This is a genomic window from Blastococcus sp. Marseille-P5729, assembly GCF_900292035.1.
In the GTDB taxonomy this organism is placed as follows: Bacteria; Actinomycetota; Actinomycetes; order Mycobacteriales; family Antricoccaceae; genus Cumulibacter.
The window spans coordinates 1,434,296-1,451,332 of the sequence record NZ_OMPO01000001.1 but is presented as its reverse complement, the minus strand read 5'-3'; the positions used below and the strand labels follow the sequence as shown (position 1 = coordinate 1,451,332).

Annotated in this window: 20 protein-coding genes; 15 read left to right on the top strand and 5 right to left on the bottom strand. The window is 67.3% G+C overall.

Going from position 1 to position 17,037, the window contains the following annotated elements; genetic code table 11:
• Positions 1 to 209 precede the first annotated feature (209 nt).
• From DAA40_RS07040 to DAA40_RS07015, 6 genes are all read left to right on the top strand, one after another.
• The gene (locus DAA40_RS07040) at positions 210 to 1,229 is read left to right on the top strand and encodes an intradiol ring-cleavage dioxygenase (protein WP_106848912.1); all 1,020 of its coding nucleotides are present in this window, start codon (positions 210 to 212) and stop codon (positions 1,227 to 1,229) included.
• Between the two features lie 63 nt (positions 1,230 to 1,292).
• Positions 1,293 to 1,568, top strand: a complete 276-nt coding sequence (locus tag DAA40_RS07035; RefSeq protein WP_106848911.1) for a twin-arginine translocase TatA/TatE family subunit — start codon at positions 1,293 to 1,295, stop codon at positions 1,566 to 1,568.
• The gene (gene tatC, locus DAA40_RS07030) at positions 1,565 to 2,350 is read left to right on the top strand and encodes a twin-arginine translocase subunit TatC (protein WP_199849562.1); all 786 of its coding nucleotides are present in this window, start codon (positions 1,565 to 1,567) and stop codon (positions 2,348 to 2,350) included. The genes DAA40_RS07035 and tatC overlap by 4 nt, the downstream gene beginning before the upstream one ends.
• Before the next feature lie 16 nt (positions 2,351 to 2,366).
• Positions 2,367 to 2,939, top strand: coding sequence for a hypothetical protein (locus DAA40_RS07025; protein ID WP_199849561.1), 573 nt, complete (start codon positions 2,367 to 2,369; stop codon positions 2,937 to 2,939).
• A 146-nt stretch (positions 2,940 to 3,085) separates the two neighbouring features.
• Complete coding sequence (locus DAA40_RS07020) at positions 3,086 to 3,808, top strand: response regulator transcription factor (RefSeq protein ID WP_106849309.1); 723 nt, start codon at positions 3,086 to 3,088, stop codon at positions 3,806 to 3,808.
• Positions 3,808 to 5,226 (top strand): cell wall metabolism sensor histidine kinase WalK, encoded by a 1,419-nt coding sequence (locus DAA40_RS07015; RefSeq protein ID WP_106848910.1) that lies wholly within the window; start codon positions 3,808 to 3,810, stop codon positions 5,224 to 5,226. Before DAA40_RS07020 ends, DAA40_RS07015 begins: the two co-directional genes overlap by 1 nt.
• 156 nt (positions 5,227 to 5,382) lie before the next feature.
• Here the strand turns inward: DAA40_RS07015 and DAA40_RS07010 are convergent, their stop codons facing one another.
• Positions 5,383 to 6,135, bottom strand: coding sequence for an IclR family transcriptional regulator (locus DAA40_RS07010; RefSeq protein ID WP_106848909.1), 753 nt, complete (start codon positions 6,133 to 6,135; stop codon positions 5,383 to 5,385).
• Positions 6,136 to 6,224: 89 nt separating this feature from the next.
• On the opposite strand from DAA40_RS07010, the gene pcaH reads away from it, so the two are divergent.
• The 5 genes from pcaH (at position 6,225) to DAA40_RS06985 (ending at position 10,106) form a co-directional block, all read left to right on the top strand.
• Entirely contained in the window at positions 6,225 to 6,935 is a 711-nt protein-coding gene (gene pcaH, locus DAA40_RS07005; RefSeq protein ID WP_106848908.1) for a protocatechuate 3,4-dioxygenase subunit beta, read from the top strand.
• A complete protein-coding gene (gene pcaG, locus DAA40_RS07000; protein WP_106848907.1) occupies positions 6,928 to 7,521 on the top strand; it encodes a protocatechuate 3,4-dioxygenase subunit alpha in 594 nt (197 codons plus the stop codon). Before pcaH ends, pcaG begins: the two co-directional genes overlap by 8 nt.
• On the top strand, positions 7,511 to 8,707 hold the full coding sequence (locus DAA40_RS06995; protein WP_158716288.1) for a lyase family protein: 1,197 nt from the start codon (positions 7,511 to 7,513) through the stop codon (positions 8,705 to 8,707). Before pcaG ends, DAA40_RS06995 begins: the two co-directional genes overlap by 11 nt.
• An 11-nt stretch (positions 8,708 to 8,718) precedes the next feature.
• Positions 8,719 to 9,090: a 4-carboxymuconolactone decarboxylase gene (gene pcaC, locus DAA40_RS06990; RefSeq protein WP_106848905.1), complete on the top strand. Its 372-nt coding sequence runs from the start codon at positions 8,719 to 8,721 to the stop codon at positions 9,088 to 9,090.
• Between the two features lie 155 nt (positions 9,091 to 9,245).
• The gene (locus DAA40_RS06985; protein WP_106848904.1) at positions 9,246 to 10,106 is read left to right on the top strand and encodes an alpha/beta fold hydrolase; all 861 of its coding nucleotides are present in this window, start codon (positions 9,246 to 9,248) and stop codon (positions 10,104 to 10,106) included.
• A gap of 77 nt (positions 10,107 to 10,183) precedes the next feature.
• Here the strand turns inward: DAA40_RS06985 and DAA40_RS06980 are convergent, their stop codons facing one another.
• Positions 10,184 to 10,465: a hypothetical protein gene (locus tag DAA40_RS06980; protein ID WP_106848903.1), complete on the bottom strand. Its 282-nt coding sequence runs from the start codon at positions 10,463 to 10,465 to the stop codon at positions 10,184 to 10,186.
• A gap of 181 nt (positions 10,466 to 10,646) precedes the next feature.
• Between DAA40_RS06980 and DAA40_RS06975 the strand changes: the two genes are divergently transcribed.
• A complete protein-coding gene (locus DAA40_RS06975) occupies positions 10,647 to 10,976 on the top strand; it encodes a helix-turn-helix domain-containing protein (RefSeq protein ID WP_199849560.1) in 330 nt (109 codons plus the stop codon).
• 3 nt (positions 10,977 to 10,979) lie between these two features.
• On the opposite strand, the gene leuA is transcribed toward DAA40_RS06975, so the two are convergent.
• Positions 10,980 to 12,725 carry a 2-isopropylmalate synthase gene (leuA, locus tag DAA40_RS06970; RefSeq protein ID WP_199849559.1) on the bottom strand — a complete coding sequence of 582 codons (1,746 nt, stop codon included), beginning with the start codon at positions 12,723 to 12,725 and terminating at the stop codon, positions 10,980 to 10,982.
• A gap of 453 nt (positions 12,726 to 13,178) precedes the next feature.
• Between leuA and DAA40_RS06965 the strand changes: the two genes are divergently transcribed.
• The 3 genes from DAA40_RS06965 (at position 13,179) to DAA40_RS06955 (ending at position 15,486) form a co-directional block, all read left to right on the top strand.
• Positions 13,179 to 14,642, top strand: coding sequence for an MFS transporter (locus tag DAA40_RS06965; RefSeq protein WP_106848901.1), 1,464 nt, complete (start codon positions 13,179 to 13,181; stop codon positions 14,640 to 14,642).
• 173 nt (positions 14,643 to 14,815) lie between these two features.
• On the top strand, positions 14,816 to 15,088 hold the full coding sequence (locus tag DAA40_RS06960; protein ID WP_199849558.1) for a ribbon-helix-helix domain-containing protein: 273 nt from the start codon (positions 14,816 to 14,818) through the stop codon (positions 15,086 to 15,088).
• Entirely contained in the window at positions 15,085 to 15,486 is a 402-nt protein-coding gene (locus DAA40_RS06955; RefSeq protein WP_106848900.1) for a type II toxin-antitoxin system VapC family toxin, read from the top strand. The genes DAA40_RS06960 and DAA40_RS06955 overlap by 4 nt, the downstream gene beginning before the upstream one ends.
• A gap of 47 nt (positions 15,487 to 15,533) precedes the next feature.
• Here DAA40_RS06955 and erm read toward each other — a convergent pair whose 3' ends face one another.
• Positions 15,534 to 16,352, bottom strand: a complete 819-nt coding sequence (gene erm, locus DAA40_RS06950; RefSeq protein ID WP_106848899.1) for a 23S ribosomal RNA methyltransferase Erm — start codon at positions 16,350 to 16,352, stop codon at positions 15,534 to 15,536.
• Between the two features lie 253 nt (positions 16,353 to 16,605).
• Positions 16,606 to 16,992: an acyl-CoA dehydrogenase family protein gene (locus tag DAA40_RS16375; RefSeq protein WP_199849557.1), complete on the bottom strand. Its 387-nt coding sequence runs from the start codon at positions 16,990 to 16,992 to the stop codon at positions 16,606 to 16,608.
• Positions 16,993 to 17,037 lie beyond the last annotated feature (45 nt).

The following is a 17,037-nucleotide window of genomic DNA, read 5'->3' as shown; positions in this document are numbered from 1 at the left end:
GACCGCCAGCCGGATCGCCTGCTCCTGCGGCTCCTCGGGGTACTTCCTTGGCCCGTCATATCTCTCATCCTTCTGGGGAATGAGAGCGCCATCAGACCCCGCTCGCGACATCCACAGGAGTTACACAAGCAGCGCACATGAAATCCATGAGGAGCGCGGCCAATGTGGCATGCATCGAGACCACACCATCGATCCGCAGGAGGACCTCAGTGAATCGCATTCCCGAACCCGAACAGACTCCGGAAGGGCCCGCCTATGAGGGCCGGCTTCTCAGCCGCCCCTCCGAGGAGGTCGTCGACCAAGGCGCGGGCTTCGACATCAAGACGCTGGTGACACGCCGTCGCGTACTCAGCTTGGTCGGCGTTGGCGTCGGTGCGGCCGCGCTGGCTGCTTGCGGCTCTGACAGCACTGAGTCGAGCACGAGCGATCCGACCACCGGCTCTGCTGCGACGTCGACAGCTTCCGACGGCGAGATCCCACAGGAGACCAACGGCCCCTATCCGGCCGACGGCACAAACGACGTCAACATCCTCGAGGAGTCGGGCATCGTTCGCAGCGACATCACCTCCAGCCTCGATGGCGGCACCACAGTCGACGGTGTGCCCCTGACGTTGACATTCATGGTCACCGACATGGCGAACGGGAACGTCCCCTTCGAGGACGCCGCGGTCTACGTCTGGCATTGCGATGCGGCAGGTCTGTACTCCATGTACTCCGAAGGAGTGGAGGATGAGACCTACCTGCGCGGCATCCAGGTCGCCGACTCCAACGGCGAGCTGACCTTCCAGACGATCGTCCCGGGGTGCTACGCCGGTCGCTGGACCCACATCCACTTCGAGGTCTACCCCGACGTGGAGTCCGCAACCAACGTCAGCAACGCGATCGCGACCTCCCAGCTCGCCTTTCCAGCCGACATGCTGAGCGAGGTCTATGCCCTTGACGCCTACGCGGGCTCGACAGAAAACCTCGCTGGCGTCGGCACCAGCATCGAGGACGATGCCATTTTCGCCGATGGTGGCGACTCGCTGCAGACTCTCACCGTGAGCGGTGACGCCGGGTCGGGGTACACCGGCACCCTCGCAGTTGCCATCGACACCACGACCGAGGTCTCCAGCGGCGACATGGGCGGAGGCCCACAGGGAGGGCAGCCCCCCGGTGACGGCGGCGCACCCCCGTCGGGCGACCCGCCGAGAGGCGGCCCCGGTGACTCCGGCGCCAGCCCCTCCTGATCCCACCTGTCCAGCCGCACCATCGATCACTTCACCCATCCACCATCACCACGGAGTTCCCCAATGTTGCAGAACCTCACGGGCTGGCATGCCCTGATCATCCTCGCGATCCTCCTGCTGATCTTCGGATCCGCCAAGCTCCCGGCTCTTGCCAAGGGCGTCGGTCAGTCCGTGCGCATCCTCAGGGACGAGGTCCACACCGCCGACGACACCGGTACCGCCGCGCAGCGGCCTCAGCCTGCGAGTCAGTCCTCGACCGGGCAGGACGCTGTCAGCACCGGCGGCGACACCCGAGTCCCCACCGCGCTCGTGCCGGTCGCAGAGCGAAGGGTGCCATGAACACGGTCACCGTCGCGCGGGGCACGATGCCCCTCGCCGACCATCTGCGGGAGGCGCGTCGACGCGGCATCCGCGCGGCGGTGGCACTGGCAGTCGGCGTCCTCGCCGGCTTCGTGCTCTCCGACCAGGTCCTCAACCTCCTGCGTGCCCCGATCGAGGAACTCGCCGCTTCCCGCAACGCGAGCCTCAACTACGACACCGTCACCGGGGCGTTCGACCTCAAGCTCAAAATCGCACTGTTCTGCGGAGTCATCGTGTCCAGCCCGGTCTGGCTGCTGGAGGTGTTCGCGTTTGTCACCCCGGGCCTGACCCGCCGCGAAAAGAAGTACACCCTCGGGTTCCTCGCGACCGCGGCGCCCCTGTTCGCAACCGGCTGCGCCTTTGGATTTCTACTCTTCCCGCGGATGGTGCACATGCTCACCGGGTTCGCCTCGACAGAGGACAGCACGATCCTCACCGCGTCCTACTACGTGGACTTCGTCCTGAAGATCGTGCTCGCCATCGGGATCGCGTTCGTGCTACCGGTCTTCGTGGTGGTCCTGAACTTCCTCGGGCTGCTGTCGGCCCAGGCCCTGAGCAGGAGCTGGCGCGTCATCGTTGTCATCATCACCCTCTTCAGCGCGCTGGTAACGCCAGCCGCCGACGTGTTGTCGATGTTCTTCGTCGCCACACCCATGTCCGCACTGTTCGGTGTCGCCATGGCCATCACCCACCTGCACGACCGACGGGTAGCACGACGTGCCCTCACCGCCGACCTTCCACACCCCGCCCTGACCGAGTGATCAAGGAGTCGCCACCATGTTCGGTTTGACCTTCGAGAAGCTTCTCCTGGTCACGCTCGTCGCAGGGATCGTGATCGGTCCCCAGCGACTCCCGCTCTACGCCCACTGGCTCGCCGAGACCGTACGCGGCCTGCGCGGCCTGCTGGAAAAGACACGCGCCACAGCCGAGGCGGAGATCGGCGTCTCGCTGCAAAGATCGGACTGGGCAGCGCTCGACCTGCGCCAGTACGACCCGCGCCGCATCGTGCGCGACGTACTCGAAGAGGCCCCTCCTGGGACCGCCGCGGTGCCCGCGCCCCGAACCCAGGGTGCCGAACCGCTGCCACCCGCCGACGGCGCTCACGCCGACACCAACGCCGAGGCGGCCCTGAACGATGAGGCGGCCCTAAACGATGAGGCCAGCCGCGTCCGTCCCGGTCAGCGCTACCTCGTCACCGGTTCCGCGGCACACCCACGCCGGATCCGCATCGATTCCCTGCCGGTCGACGATCCGCGCCGGATCGCTGCCTACCGCGAGACCCGAGATGACCAGGACCACGCCGAGCAGCCTGGCACGACCCCACCAGCGGCGACGACTCCGACGCGGTGATGCTCACGCCCGTCACCGGCAACGCCACCGCGGGATACACCGGCGCTCTTACCGTCAAGGGTCGGTCGGTCGATGGCTCACACACAGGGCGTAGCGAGAGGCAGTTACACAGCAGGCTCACAGGTAGCGTTGTCAGTATGGCCCGCATGGAACAGGCTCACCCGCTCACCCGACCCGATGGCTCCCCGCTGAGGCTGTTGGTCGTCGACGACGAGGTCAACATTGCCGAACTGATCGCGATGGCGCTGCGCTACGAGGGCTGGCACGTGTCCACCGCCCACACCGGCTCCCGCGCGGTGGCTGCCGCGAAGGAGCATCGCCCGGATGCCGTTGTGCTCGACATCATGCTGCCGGACTTCGACGGCATGGAGGTGCTGCGTCGGATCCGCTCGCTCGACCCTGACGTGCCGGTGTTGTTCCTTACCGCTCGCGATGCTGTCGAGGACAGAATCGCCGGTCTCACCGCAGGCGGTGACGACTATGTCACCAAGCCGTTCTCTCTCGAGGAGGTGGTGGCTCGGCTGCGGGCGCTGATGCGTCGCGCCGGCGCGCGCCAGGAAGCGTCGTCCTCGGTGCTCACCGTCGGCGACCTCACCCTGGACGAGGACAGTCGCGAGGTGTTTCGGGCCGGGGAGGAGGTCCCGTTGACGGCGACGGAGTTCGAGCTGCTGCGATTCCTGATGCGCAACCCGCGGCGGGTGCTGTCTAAGGCGCAAATCCTCGACCGGGTGTGGAACTACGACTTCGGTGGCCAAGCCAACGTCGTCGAACTGTATATCTCTTATCTCCGCAAGAAGATCGACGCGGGCCGGCAACCCATGATCCATACGATGCGCGGTGCGGGCTACGTCTTGAAGCCGGCACCCTGATGGGCGTCCTCCGCGGGCCGGTCACCCTCACAGCACGAGTGGTCGCGGTCGCGGTGCTGCTGGTGGCCTTCGCGGCTGCGGCCATCGGTACGGCGACCACCGTGGCGATGCGCGAGAACCTCGAGCAGAGGCTCAACGCCGACGTCCGCGACGCCATGCGCTCCACCCTCGGGCCGGGCGGGCTTCGACCGTCCGGAGCACCAGACGGGTTCGGACCGGGCCAACGGTTCGGCACGTTACGCGCCGTGCTCCCCGACGAAGGTCAGCCCAACGGCCTGGTGCTCACCGAGGGCTCGGATACCAACTGGACCTCGACCGAGCTTCAGGAGCGCCAGCTCGACGCCCTCGCGGAGCTCTCCGCGTCCGACGACGTCCAGACTGTCGACCTGCCCGGGCTCGGCTCCTACCGGGTCCTGGTCACCGACCTGGACGAAGGCCAGGTCGTCGTCGGCCTGCCGCGCGTCGACGTCGACGAGACGATCGAGCACCTCATTCGTCTCGAGGTGCTCGCCACACTACTCGGCGTTTTGGCAGCCGCCGCTGTCGGTACCTACGTCATACGCCGCCAGCTCGCCCCGCTGCGCGAGGTAGCGCAGACCGCCCACCGCGTCGCCGAGCTGCCCCTCGCCAGCGGTGACATCGCCCTCGACGACCGCGTCCCCGAGCGGCTCACCGACGACCGCACCGAGGTCGGCCAGGTCGGCAGCGCGTTGAACACACTCCTCGACCACGTCGAGTCCTCCCTCACAGCCAGGCACCGCAGCGAGCAACGGGTGCGGCAGTTTGTCGCCGACGCCTCCCACGAGCTGCGCACGCCGCTGGCCATCATCGCCGGCTACTCGGAACTGGCTCGTCGCCACCCCGACGACGAGACCGCGCTACGTACCGCGCTGACGAAGGTCGACGAGGAGTCCCGGCGAATGACGTCGCTGGTCGAAGACTTGCTCCTGCTGGCTCGCCTCGATGACGGGCGGCCGCTCACCATCGGGGCCGTCGACCTCAGCAGCGTGCTCATCGAAGCCGTCACGGACGCGCAAGTTGTTGCACCGGACCATCGGTGGCGACTAGAGCTGCCCGAGCAGGCCCTGGAGGTGCGCGGCGACGAGCAGCGTCTGCACCAAGTCATCACCAACCTGCTGACCAACGCGCGCAAGCACACACCTCCCGGCACGACCGTCACCGTCAGAGGCGACTCCTCCGGGTTCAGCGTCCACGACGACGGGCCCGGATTCACCCCTGAGCTGGCGCAGCAGGCCTTCGAGAGGTTCACTCGCGGTGATCAGGCCCGGCACCGCGAGGGAGGCGTCGGCCTAGGTCTCGCCCTGGTGGCCGCGATCGTCGGTGCCTTCGGCGGGAGCGTCTCCTTGGAGAGTCGACCAGGCGACACCACCATCAGAGTGCTCCTGCCGCCTAGCTAAAGGCCCCGACGAACACTTGCCAGGATCGTCCCGCCCCATCCTTACAACAGCGCCCCCGCGACCCCAACAGCGTGCGACGTCTCTACGTGCACGGGTCGCTTGCGCTGAGCGAGGGCAACGGCGGAGCCGGCTTCGAAGCGGTGATTCTCGGGGCGGTCAGGAGGTGAGGGCGGTGTCGATGTCGGTCGCGCAGGTCGCCAGCCGCGCGGCGACAGCAGCGGGGGTCCGCACGATCCGCCGTACCGTGACGCCGACCGCCAGCCGCATCCCGTACGGCGTCGCGCTCAATACCTGCGCGACGGAGAACGAACCCAGCGAGACCTCCTCCTTGGTGAAGGCGAATCCGCGCTCGCGGATCGCCCGCACCTCCCGTAGCAGTGCGCCGGGCGCGGTGATCGTGCGGGGCGTGAAGCGGGTGAGCGGCTGGGAGAGCACGCGCCGTACGTCGTCGTCCGGCATCGACGCCAGCAGCGCCTTGCCGACGCCGGTGGCATGTAGCGGCAGTCGCGATCCCGGATAGGAGACGAGAGGGACCGACCGCCTCCCGACGGTCCGCTCCAGATACACGACGGCGTCGCCGTCCAGCGCGGCCAGCTGCACGTTCTCACCGGTCTGCGCCGACAGCTCGCTCATGAACGGCAGCGCCAGGCGACGCACCCGCGCGTACGCCGGGGCCTGGACGCCGATCCCGAACGCCTCCAGGCCCACCCGGTAACCGCGCTCGTCTCGCTCGAGCAGGCCCAGCGTGACGAGCTCGCCCGCCAGCCGGTGCGCGGTGGTCAGGGGGAGCCCGGCACGCTCGCTGAGCTCGGACAACGTGAGCTGCAGATGGTCGTCGTCGAAGGCGCGAAGCAGCGCGGCCGCGCGAGACAGCACGCTACGCCCCGGTTCGCCTGCGTTCCCAGCCATTCACGTCCTCATTCCGCTCAGTGGAATCTACTCGCCCGGCGCGCCCGAGCGGGGCCGATACCGTCGACCGATACCCAACAGGAGAACTCGTGCGTCTGCCCCACTACCCGGAGGTGGCCGGTCAGCCATCACTCGACTGCCCCGACTACCGCAGTACGACGCTGCGTCACCCCACGCAGCCGTTGATCCTGATGCCGCAGCGCCTCACCGAGGTCACCGGCCCCCTGTTCGGCAATGACCGGGTCAGGGACGGCGAGAACGACCTGACCCGGCAGCATGCCGGCGAGGCAATCGGTCAGCGCATCATCGTCGCCGGACGGGTGCTGGACACGAACCGCCGACCGGTACCGAGCACGCTCGTCGAGATCTGGCAGGCGAACGCCGGCGGTCGGTACCGGCATACGGGCGACAACTGGCCGGCACCGCTCGACCCCAACTTCGACGGCCTCGGCCGCACGGTGACCGACGACCAGGGCCGCTACTCGTTCACGACGATCAAACCCGGTGCCTACCCGTGGAAGAACCACGACAACGCCTGGCGGCCGTCGCACATCCACTTCTCGCTGTTCGGGCGCGCCTTCACCCAACGGCTGGTCACCCAGATGTACTTCCCGGACGATCCCCTCTTCTTCCAGGACCCGATCTTCAACGCCGTCCGCGACGAGAAGGTCCGCAACCGGATGATCTCGAGGTACGACCACTCCATCACCCAGCCGGAATGGGCGATGGGCTTCAGCTTCGACATCGTCCTGCGCGGGCCCGACAAGACCCTCTTCGAGGAGGAGGACGACGATGAGTGAGTTCAGCTACGAGATCGACCGCAGTTACCCGACCGACTTCGGCATCACCCCTTCGCAGACCGTCGGCCCCTACCTGCACATCGGCCTGACGTGGGACGACGGCGCCGCCGTCGTCCCCGAAGGGACGTCGGGCGCGATCACAATCCGCGGCACCGTGTACGACGGCAACCACGAGCCCATCGGCGATGCGATGATCGAGACCTGGCAGGCCGACGCGACCGGCGCGTTCGCGCACCCCGACGTCCCGGCGCCGGCCGTGCGGCTGCAACCGGACGGATTCCGGGGCTTCGGACGCAGCGATACCCGCAAGGACGGCCAGTTCGAGATTCGCACCATCAAACCGGGTCGGGTGGACGACGAGCAGGCCCCGCACATCGACGTGTCGGTGTTCGCCCGCGGCATGATCAACCGGTGCGTCACCCGGATCTACTTCGCGGACGAGGAGTCCGCGAACGCCGTCGACCCACTACTGTCACAGGTGCCGGAGGATCGTCGCCGCACTCTCATCGCCGAGCAAGAAGGTGACCACCTTCGCTTCGACATCCACCTCCAGGGCGACGAGGAGACGGTCTTCTTTGAGCTATAACGACGAGCAGGTGCAGGCCGGTTGGGACGTCCGGCCGTACGGCGGCGTCCTCGACTACCTGCCCGGCGATCCGGAGGTCGACGGCGCGCTGAACGACGCCTCGTTCTTCACGCATATAGCCACTTTCGAGGCCTCCGTGGCCCGCGCGCAGGGGAACCACGACGTGATCCCGGCGGCGTCGGCGGACGTCATCGCCGACGCGGTGGCCCGGCTGAAGCCAGACCTGGCGCGCATCGGGCTGCTCGCGGAGGCCTCCGCGACTCCGGTGGTCGAGATAGTCGCCCAGATCAGGGCAGCCGTAGGAGAACCGCACGCGCGTTATGTGCACCGCGGTCTCACCAGTCAGGACTGCATCGACACGGCCTTCTCAGGGATGCAGGCGCGTGCGCTGGAGATCGTCGGTCCGCGACTCGCGCTCGTCATCGGGCGGCTCTCTCGGGTGGCCGAGGCGCACGTCGGAACGCCGATGGTGGCCCGCACTCTTGGTCAGGCCGCCTCCCCAATTACCTATGGCTGGAAGGTGTGCGGCTGGATCGAGGGTCTGGAGCAGGCGGCGCTCAACCTCGGCCGCATCCGCGATCTGCTCGCGGTCCAGGTCGGTGGCGCAGCCGGCGACATCGCCGGTCTGGGCGCGAACCCCCACCAGCTGATCGGTGAGATCGCTGACGCTATGGAGCTGCAGCCGCCGCGCATGCCGTGGCACACGGAACGTTCCCGCGTCCTGCAAGCGGCGTCCGGTTGTGTGCAGGTGATCAACGCGTGCGCGAAGATCGCGGTCGATGTCATCTCGATGACCTCCACCGAGGTGGGCGAGCTGATGCTGGGCCGCGACCCGCGGCAGGCGCGGCGCGGCGGATCGTCGGCCATGCCACATAAACGCAATCCAGCTGCAGCAATCCTGATCCGGTCGGCGTCCACTCAGGCGGCGGGGATGCTCTCGACGATCGCGGCGTCCGGTGTGCAGGAGCATGAGCGGGCCGCCGGTGCTTGGCAGGCAGAATGGCGGCCACTGCGCGAGCTGGCGCACCTGATGGGCGGCGTATCGCTCGAGCTCGCACTGCTTGAGCAGGACCTCGACGTCGACGCCGAACGGATGGCCGAGAACCTTCGCCGTGCGGGCGTCGGCGAGGACACATCGGCTGCACAGCAGCGATGCCGCGAATACCTACAGCGATTCAAGGATTGAGGGAGGCGGTGATGGACGACGAGATGCGCCGTAAGCAAGGGATGCAGGTGCGCCGCGAGGTCCTAGGCGACGAGCACGTCGACCGGGCGAACGACGGAATCACCCAGGAGACGGCCCGGTTCCAGGACTTCATCACACGGGTCGCGTGGGGAGACGTGTGGAACAGCGACGTCATCGATCGACGGTCGCGATCGATGGTCACCCTCGCTGTGCTGATGGCGCTCGGACGGGACGATGAGCTGGCCATCCACATCAGGGCCGCCCAGCGCAACGGACTGAGTCGCGCCGAGATCGCCGAGGTGTTCCTCCAGGCGTCGATCTATGCCGGCGTTCCCGCCGCCAATACCGCGCTCAAGCTGCTGAAGGCAGACCCGGACGCCTGACCAGGCCTGCGGTGCGCCGTCCGCGCACTCGATGCGCGGGTGGACTACTGGGAGTTAACGAGAGCCCGCTACGGCGTCCAGGAGATGTGGTCCGGGTTACACTTGATCGTCCGGTTGACACCGGACCGTCATATTCCCGACGACCAGAGGTTCTGATGACTTCACTCGCACCGCTCTCCCCCCGCAGCCAGCGCGTTCCCGGCGAGCTGATTCGCGTCGGCGATGTGCATGTGCGGGTACACGTCACGGGGGAGGGCCCACCGCTACTGCTGGTGCACGGGCTGGGAGCAAGCCTGGACCTCTGGGAGCCACTCGTCGAGGAGCTCAAGGACGAGTACACGATCATCACGCTGGACAACCCCGGCGCCGGCGCGTCGACGGTGCCCTGGCCGGCGTGGCGGATGCACAAGTACGCCGAGACCCTCGACGCGGTGCTCAGCGAGCTGGAGTTCGACGTCGTGGACGTCGTCGGACTGTCGTTCGGCGGCATGATCTGCCAGGAATTCGCCTTCAAGTACCCGCACCGGATCCGCCGACTGGTGCTGGCCGGTACCTCGGCGGGCATCGGCGCCACATTCGGCAATCCGCTGGCAATCTCGGTGCTGGCCACCCCGCTTCGCTACTACTCGCGGACCTACATGGCCACCGTCGCGCCGTTCCTCTACGGCGGTACCGCGGACGGCGGCAGCAAGCTGGTGCAGCGCCAGAGCGACCTGCGACACAAGATGCGCCCGTCGATCCCCGGCTACTTCGCCCAGCTCGCGACCGCCTCGACCTTCAGCAGTGCGTGGTTCCTGCAGCACATCCGAGTCCCCACGATGGTGCTGGCCGGCGCGGAGGACCCGATCACGAACACCCTGAGCTGTGGGTTCCTCGCGGCGATGATCCCGGATGCCGAGTACGCCGAGGTCGAGGGCGGCGGGCACCTGTTCCTGATGGAGCGCCCCGCGATCTCCGCGGCGATCCTGCGCGACTGGTTCGAGCGGACCCCGCGCGAGGACGACCAGAGCTACTAGCCCACCTGCGGTGGGAAGCACGAAGCGTCGGCAGCCGTGAGGCTACCGACGCTTCGGCGTGTGTGGGGGAGGGCTGCTTACTTCAGCATCTCGCGGGCGGCCTTGATGTAGGCCTCCGAGGTCGAGGTCACGAAGTTGACGTGCGCGTCGGTCAGAGCCTTGACGAAGTCGAGCTGCGAGGCGCCGGCAGCCTTCTTCTCGAAGTCGACGACGGTCTGCAGCGCCTTCTCCCAGGCGTCGAGGGTCGCGTTGCCCTGCTTCTTGGCCTGCTCGATGACCTGCTCGTTGAGGGTGCGGATGCGATCGGCAGCAGCGTCGAAGTCGACGGTGGGCAGATCAGCGTTCTTGTTGGCGACCATGGTTCCTCCTAGTGGATTGGTCCAGGCGATCACTTGTCGCCCTGCGTACGAGAACCATGTTAGCAGGCAATGCTAACTCTGCTAACCTCCGCGCTGCGATCTACGTCACTCGGCGCCGGGGTCGTTATGCTGTCCCGCAGATGGCCCGGCAGATCGGAGTGATCGGCAGATGAGCGACAGCATGACCAGCCCGCTCGGCGAGATGATCCGCAAGCAGCGCGAGCTGGCCTCGCTCACGATGCGCCAGCTCTCGACGATGGCGGGCATCTCCAACCCCTACCTGTCGCAGATCGAGACTGGCGTCCGAGAGCCGTCGAAGGCCGTGCTGCGGCAGATCGCTATCTCTCTTGGGATCGACCCCGATGACCTGCAGCCCAAGGAGGACGGCGATGTGCCCGACGTACGCGCGGCCATCGATGCGGACGACGGCCTCACAGCCGCGCAGCGCCGCGCACTCAAGGAGGTCTACTCCGCAATGATCGCCGCGACCGAGGCCAAGCGTAAGAAGTAGCGGCTACTGGTCCTTGTCGCGCTCGAAGCGGTTCAGTGCCGACACGATCGCCTTGAAGGACGACGTGACGATGTTCGGGTCGATGCCCACGCCCCAGAGGATGCGGTCGTCGATCGCGCACTCGACGTACGACGCAGCCTTGGTATCCGATCCCGCGCCCATCGCGTGCTCTGCATAGTCGAGCACCCGCACCTCGGTGCCGATCGTCTCCAGGGCCTTGCAGAAGGCCGACACCGGGCCGTTGCCCACGCCGGTGACCGTGACCTCGTCGCCGTCCACGATCAGCTCGACGTTGACGGTGTCGCGGCCGTCGCCGACGGACTCGGTACGGTGCGAGCCCAGCGCGTATCGGCCCCAGTGGTGCTCGCCCTTGCTCGGCAGGTACTCGTCCTCGAAGATGTTCCACATCGCCTCGGGCGTGACCTCACCGCCCTCGGCGTCGGTGTGGTGCTGGACAACGCCGGAGAACTCAATCTGCAGCCGCCGCGGGAACTCCATCTGGTACTCGGACTTCATGATGTAGGCGACGCCGCCCTTGCCGGACTGCGAGTTGACCCGGATGACCGCCTCGTACGTGCGGCCGACGTCTTTCGGATCGATCGGCAGGTAGGGCACCGCCCACGGGATCTCGTCGACGGTCTTGTCGGCTGCCGCCGCATCGCGGTTCATCCACTCGAAGCCCTTCTTGATGGCGTCCTGGTGGGAGCCGGAGAAGGCGGTGTAGACCAGATCGCCGCCGTATGGATGGCGCTCGTTTACCGGCAGCTGGTTGCAGTACTCCGCCGTACGACGGACCTCGTCGATGTCGGAGAAGTCGATCTGTGGGTCAATGCCCTGGCTGAACATGTTCATGCCCAGGGTCACCAGGCACACGTTGCCGGTGCGCTCACCGCTGCCAAATAGGCAACCTTCGATACGGTCGGCGCCGGCCAGGTAGCCCAGCTCGGCCGCGGCGACGGCCTCGCCGCGGTCGTTGTGCGGGTGCAGCGACAGGATCACCGAGTCGCGGTTGTTCAGGTTGCGCCCCATCCACTCGATCGAGTCGGCGTACACGTTGGGGGTGGCCATCTCGACGGTCGCGGGCAGGTTGATGATCACCGGCCAGTCGGGGGTCGGCTCCCAGACGTCCATCACCTTGTTGCAGATCTCGGCGGCGAAGTCCAGCTCGGTGCCGGTGTAGGACTCGGGGGAGTACTCGAAGCGGATCTTCGTGTCCCCCATGCCCTCGCGGTGCTTGAGGCACTGCTGGGCGCCGTTCAGCGCGATGTCGATGATGCCGGGCCGGTCCAAGCCGAACACCACGCGCCGCTGCAGGGTCGAGGTCGAGTTGTAGAGGTGCACGATCGCCTGCGGCGCGCCTTGCACGGCCTGGAAGGTGCGCTCGATCAGCTCGTCGCGGGCCTGGGTCAGCACCTGGATCGTGACGTCGTCCGGGATCCGGTCCTCGTCGATGATCCGCCGGATGAAGTCATAGTCAGTCTGCGAGGCGGCCGGGAAGCCGACCTCGATCTCCTTGTAGCCCATCTTGACCAGCAGCTCGAACATCCGCAGCTTGCGCGGGGTGTCCATCGGGTCGATCAGCGCCTGGTTGCCGTCGCGCAGGTCGACGGCACACCAGATCGGGGCCTTGTCGATGACGTTGCCCGGCCAGGTCCGGTCCGGCAGGTCGATGGGGGTGAAGGGCTGATACTTCGAGATCGGCATCCCCGAAGGGCGCTGCGGGTTGGTGAAGCGGGTGGTGATGCTCATGCGCGTCAGGTCTCCTGTGGCGTGAGTGGTCGCGGGCGCGCGCTCGCACCGGCGACGAGGGAAAGGGATGTGGCGGGATATGGCTCTCGACCGGCAGACATGCCAAACACCGCGACGAGAGTGCCGACCTCTAGAAGGTCTCGCCGCGGCTGCTAAGGAGAAGCTGCACGCCGTACATCACTCCCGACCATAACCCATGTCGGACGACGGTCGCGCCCCAGGCCCGCGGCGTACGACCAGGGCGGCAAATGTGAACGTGACGGCGGACGGACGCGCCGCCGCCGTACCGGGGTGGGATGGAATGGCGAGGCGCCCGGCAGTCGGCCGCCGGGAGACGAGATGCACCGATGGGTTGGTGGGCTCGGCAGGGAATGACCGGGGTCGATAGTTCGAGGCGCGAATCTCTCTTGCGTCTCTCTTGCGCCGGAGGGTGATGCGCGACACAATCCTTCAATGTCGGATGACCAGATCGCGCCTGGGCTGCGCCGTGGCTACTCGATGGGCGCCCTCGCGACCGGCGCCTTCGGCACCGTTCCCGGCCTGCTGCTGCTGCCGTACCTGACCGACACGCTCGGCGTCTCGGCGCTGCTCGCGGGGCTCATCGTGTTCCTGCCGAAGGCCTGGGACGTCGTCCTGAGCCCGATGGTTGGCCGGTGGAGCGATCACGCGGCCGTGCGGACCGGCTCGCGGCGTCCCTACCTGCTGTGGGGCGGCGTCGCGCTCGCAGTCAGCTTCGCGCTGCTGTTCGCCGGCGTATTCACCGACGCCACCGGCGGTGCCTGGTGGACGGCGATCATGTACTCGCTGTGCGCGACCGCGGTGGCCTTCTTCGGCGTCCCCTATATGGCGATGCCCGCGGAGATGACCGACAGCTATCACGAGCGGACCCGCATCCAGACGCTGCGGGTGGCCTTCTTGGCCGTCGCGATCCTGATCAGTGGCGCGGGCGCGCCGGCGATCCGCAACGCGGTCGGCGGCGCTGACGGTTATCGCGTCATGGGCTTCTTCGTCGCCACGGTCATGCTGATCGGCGTCCTGGGTGCCTACTTCGGCACCCGCAACGCGCGACGTGCCACGGTGCTGTTCAACGAGGGGACGCTCTGGACGCAGCTGCGCAGCGTGATGAAGGTCCGCGACTTCACCTTGCTGGCGTTCTCGTTCGCGATCCAGTACGTCTCGATCGGCATGATGCTGGCCGGCGTCGACTACATCGCCAACTACTACCTGAACAGCGATGCGGGCGCCTCGATAATCTTCGTGCTGTTCGTCGGGCCGGCGTTGATCACGATGCCGCTGTGGAACCGGCTCGGGCAGCGGTTCGGCAAGAAGACCGGGTTTATGTTCTCCACCAGCCTGATGCTGCTCGGCGTCGCGCTGAACTCCGTCGTCCTGCTCGGTTTCTCGCCGGCGACCGGAAAGTACTTCGCGTATGCGCTCGTGATGGTCGTCGGCGTCGGGTACGCCGGGGCCCAGGTCTTCCCGGTCGCGATGCTGCACGACACGGCTGCAGTCGATGCCCGCCGCACCGGCGTCAACCGGATCGGGCTGTTCACGGGCGTCTGGGGGGCGATCGACACGGTGACGATGGCCGCCGGAACCGGAATGTTCGCCGTCATGCTGGCCATCGGCAACTACGCGCCCGCGATCGGCCTGACCCCAGACGGCCCGCGCAACCCCGCCATGACCGAGATGATCCTCGCCTTCACGCTGGTGCCTGCCGTGTTCTTCATCATCAGCCTGATCCTGCTGCGCGGCTACCGGCTGACGGGGCAGGACGTCGAGATCCGGCTGTCGGATGACGACATTCCGGCTGGTGCCGGCGACTCCAGTGAGGCTGTCGACCCGGTGGACGCCGGCGCGCTCGCACCCGGTCACTACTCGCCACATCCGGTTGTCGACATCGACAATCCCCGCTGACCGGGCCGCCCTCCTGCGCCGACGGACCCGTCGTCCGGTGCCGCCGGGCCGTTGTCCGTGCGGATGGACCCGTTGTTCTGTGCTGGTATCGGGCGACATCGCCCGATACCGGCACACACTAAGCGGCCGAGATCCCAGGGGTACGTCGCAGATGTGCATGCTAATGTATGAGCATGTCGCTGATGGAACGCCGGTTGCAGGTGCTTCTGGATGCGGAGCGCTACGAACGGCTCGCTGCCGAGGCCGATCGAACCGGACGCAGCGTGGCCGCGATCGTCCGTGAGGCCATCGATCTGCGTTTCCCGGGTGGCTCCGGCGACCCGCACGCTGCTCTCGATGCGCTCCTGAAGATGACCGCGACGCCTGGTGATCAACCGGGGGACGGTCCGGCCGAGATGAAGGCCGCCTACGGGGTCAGCCTCGATGCCAAGCTCGATCGCTCATGAGCGGCTGGTTCCTCGATTCGTCCGTGCTGCTGCTCGCCGTGGGCGGACCACACCCCATGCGCGAGCCGTGCCGCTCCTTCTTGGCCCGTGCGGCCGAGCGCGCCGAGCGCATTCACCTGAGCGTGGAAGGCGGGCAGGAGTATCTATTCCACCGGATGCGGCGAGTGTCGAGGGAGCGGGCGATCGCCGAGTTCGACCAGCTCGACCAGACCGTGGTCTGGCATGACTTCTCAGCGGACATACTGCGAGCCGCGCGGGATCTCGTGGCCCGGGGACACGCACGCGGCCGCGACGCGGTGCACGTCGCCACCGCGTGGGCCGCTGGGTTCACCGCGATCGTCAGCTCTGACGTGGACTTCGACGGGATTCCCGGACTGGAGCGCATCACTCCGCACTGACCAGTCGCGGCGGTCGTGCAGGATCCCTGTGGCGCCGCGCGACCAGATCATCTCTGCCGGTTCCTTCGGCGGGGGCTGGGTCGCGACGGAGGAGGCGATGTCCCTGTGGTGCGGTACAGGTCGATCCACGCCGCAGTGCTCATCGACTTCGGCAGATCGGAGTCGGCGAGTCCGTGGCCGAGCAACCACGAAGTGGCGCGCTTCGCACTCCTGAGGACAGTACTGCGGGCGAGGATCTGCGCGAGTCCGCGTCCCGGTCCTGTGTAGACCCGATGTACCAGCGCCTGAAAGCGCCGACGTTCGTGCACGCTGATGAGCGGTTCCGGATTGCGCCGGATCGTCATCAGGCCTCCGTCGACTCCCGGGGACGGGGTGAACGCTCGCGCGGAGACTCGACCGTGCAGCGTGAACTCGAACCAGGGCGACCACTGGGCGGTCATCATGCTGGCGCCGCCGACGCCCGCCCTTCTCCGCGCCACTTCCCACTGGACTAGCAGAACCGCGTCCGTCCACCCGGGCGCGTGCAGGATGTGGCGCAGTATGGCGGTGGTCTGATGAAAGGGCAGGTTCCCGACGATCACGTGCGGATGATCAGGGATCCTGTGCTTGAGGAAGTCACCTTCGGTAACGACGGCCTTGCCCGCGAGCTTCTGGTTGAGCATCAAGGCAAGTCGCGCGTCGATCTCCACGGCGTGGACTGGTCTACCGAGGCCCAAGAGGGGCCGGGTTAGCGCGCCTTTGCCTGGCCCGATCTCGAGGATCGGACCGCTCGTGTCGCGGACCAGGTCGATGATGCGGCGGATCGTCCGGGGATCGGTGAGGTAGTTCTGGCCGTGCTCGTGCCGGCCGTGGCGGTAGGTGGGCACCGGTTAGCTCCGTGGTTCGTGGCGGAGCCGGGCATGCGAAAGCGGCCGCCCGGCATGACTCCGGGGGCGGGAGCTTCACGAGGAGGTGCTGCTCGCCGCCGTCAGCGGCTGCGCAGGCGCAGCGAGGCAGTGCCGAGAACCAACATGATTACCACCCTAGAGGGCGGCAGAGCTGATCCCAACTGGATTTCAGCCGAGGGGTGGCCGCGCGGGCTCTCGAACGCGTGCGCCCGCCGCAGACACGGCCGTTCGATCAGCGGCCCTGCAGGGAGTCGGAGATGATCCGCTGCTGGATCTGCGAGGTTCCCTCGCAGATCTTGGTCAACCGGGCGTCGCGCCAGTAGCGCTCGACCGCGAAGTCGGTGGTGTACCCGGCCCATCGACCGCGGAGCCCTTGCCCTCCTCGCCCACAACCATGCCGGGTTCGAGGCGGGCGTCCTCGAAGGCGAGCTGCACGGTCTTCCAGCCGGGTAGCTGATCCCCCGCTACGGATGCCGGTGACGCCGTCCGGCAAGGTGCCGAGCTCCTTCGGCATCAGGAAGCAGGTGATCCGAGGGGGCGGCATCAGGATCTCGTCGGCGACCGGGTCGAGCTCGTTCGCGACCGGCAGAACCTCCCTGCGGGTGAACTCGCGCGCCATCTGCGCGATCTCGCGGCGGTCGTCGGTTATGACCGGCCGGTGCGT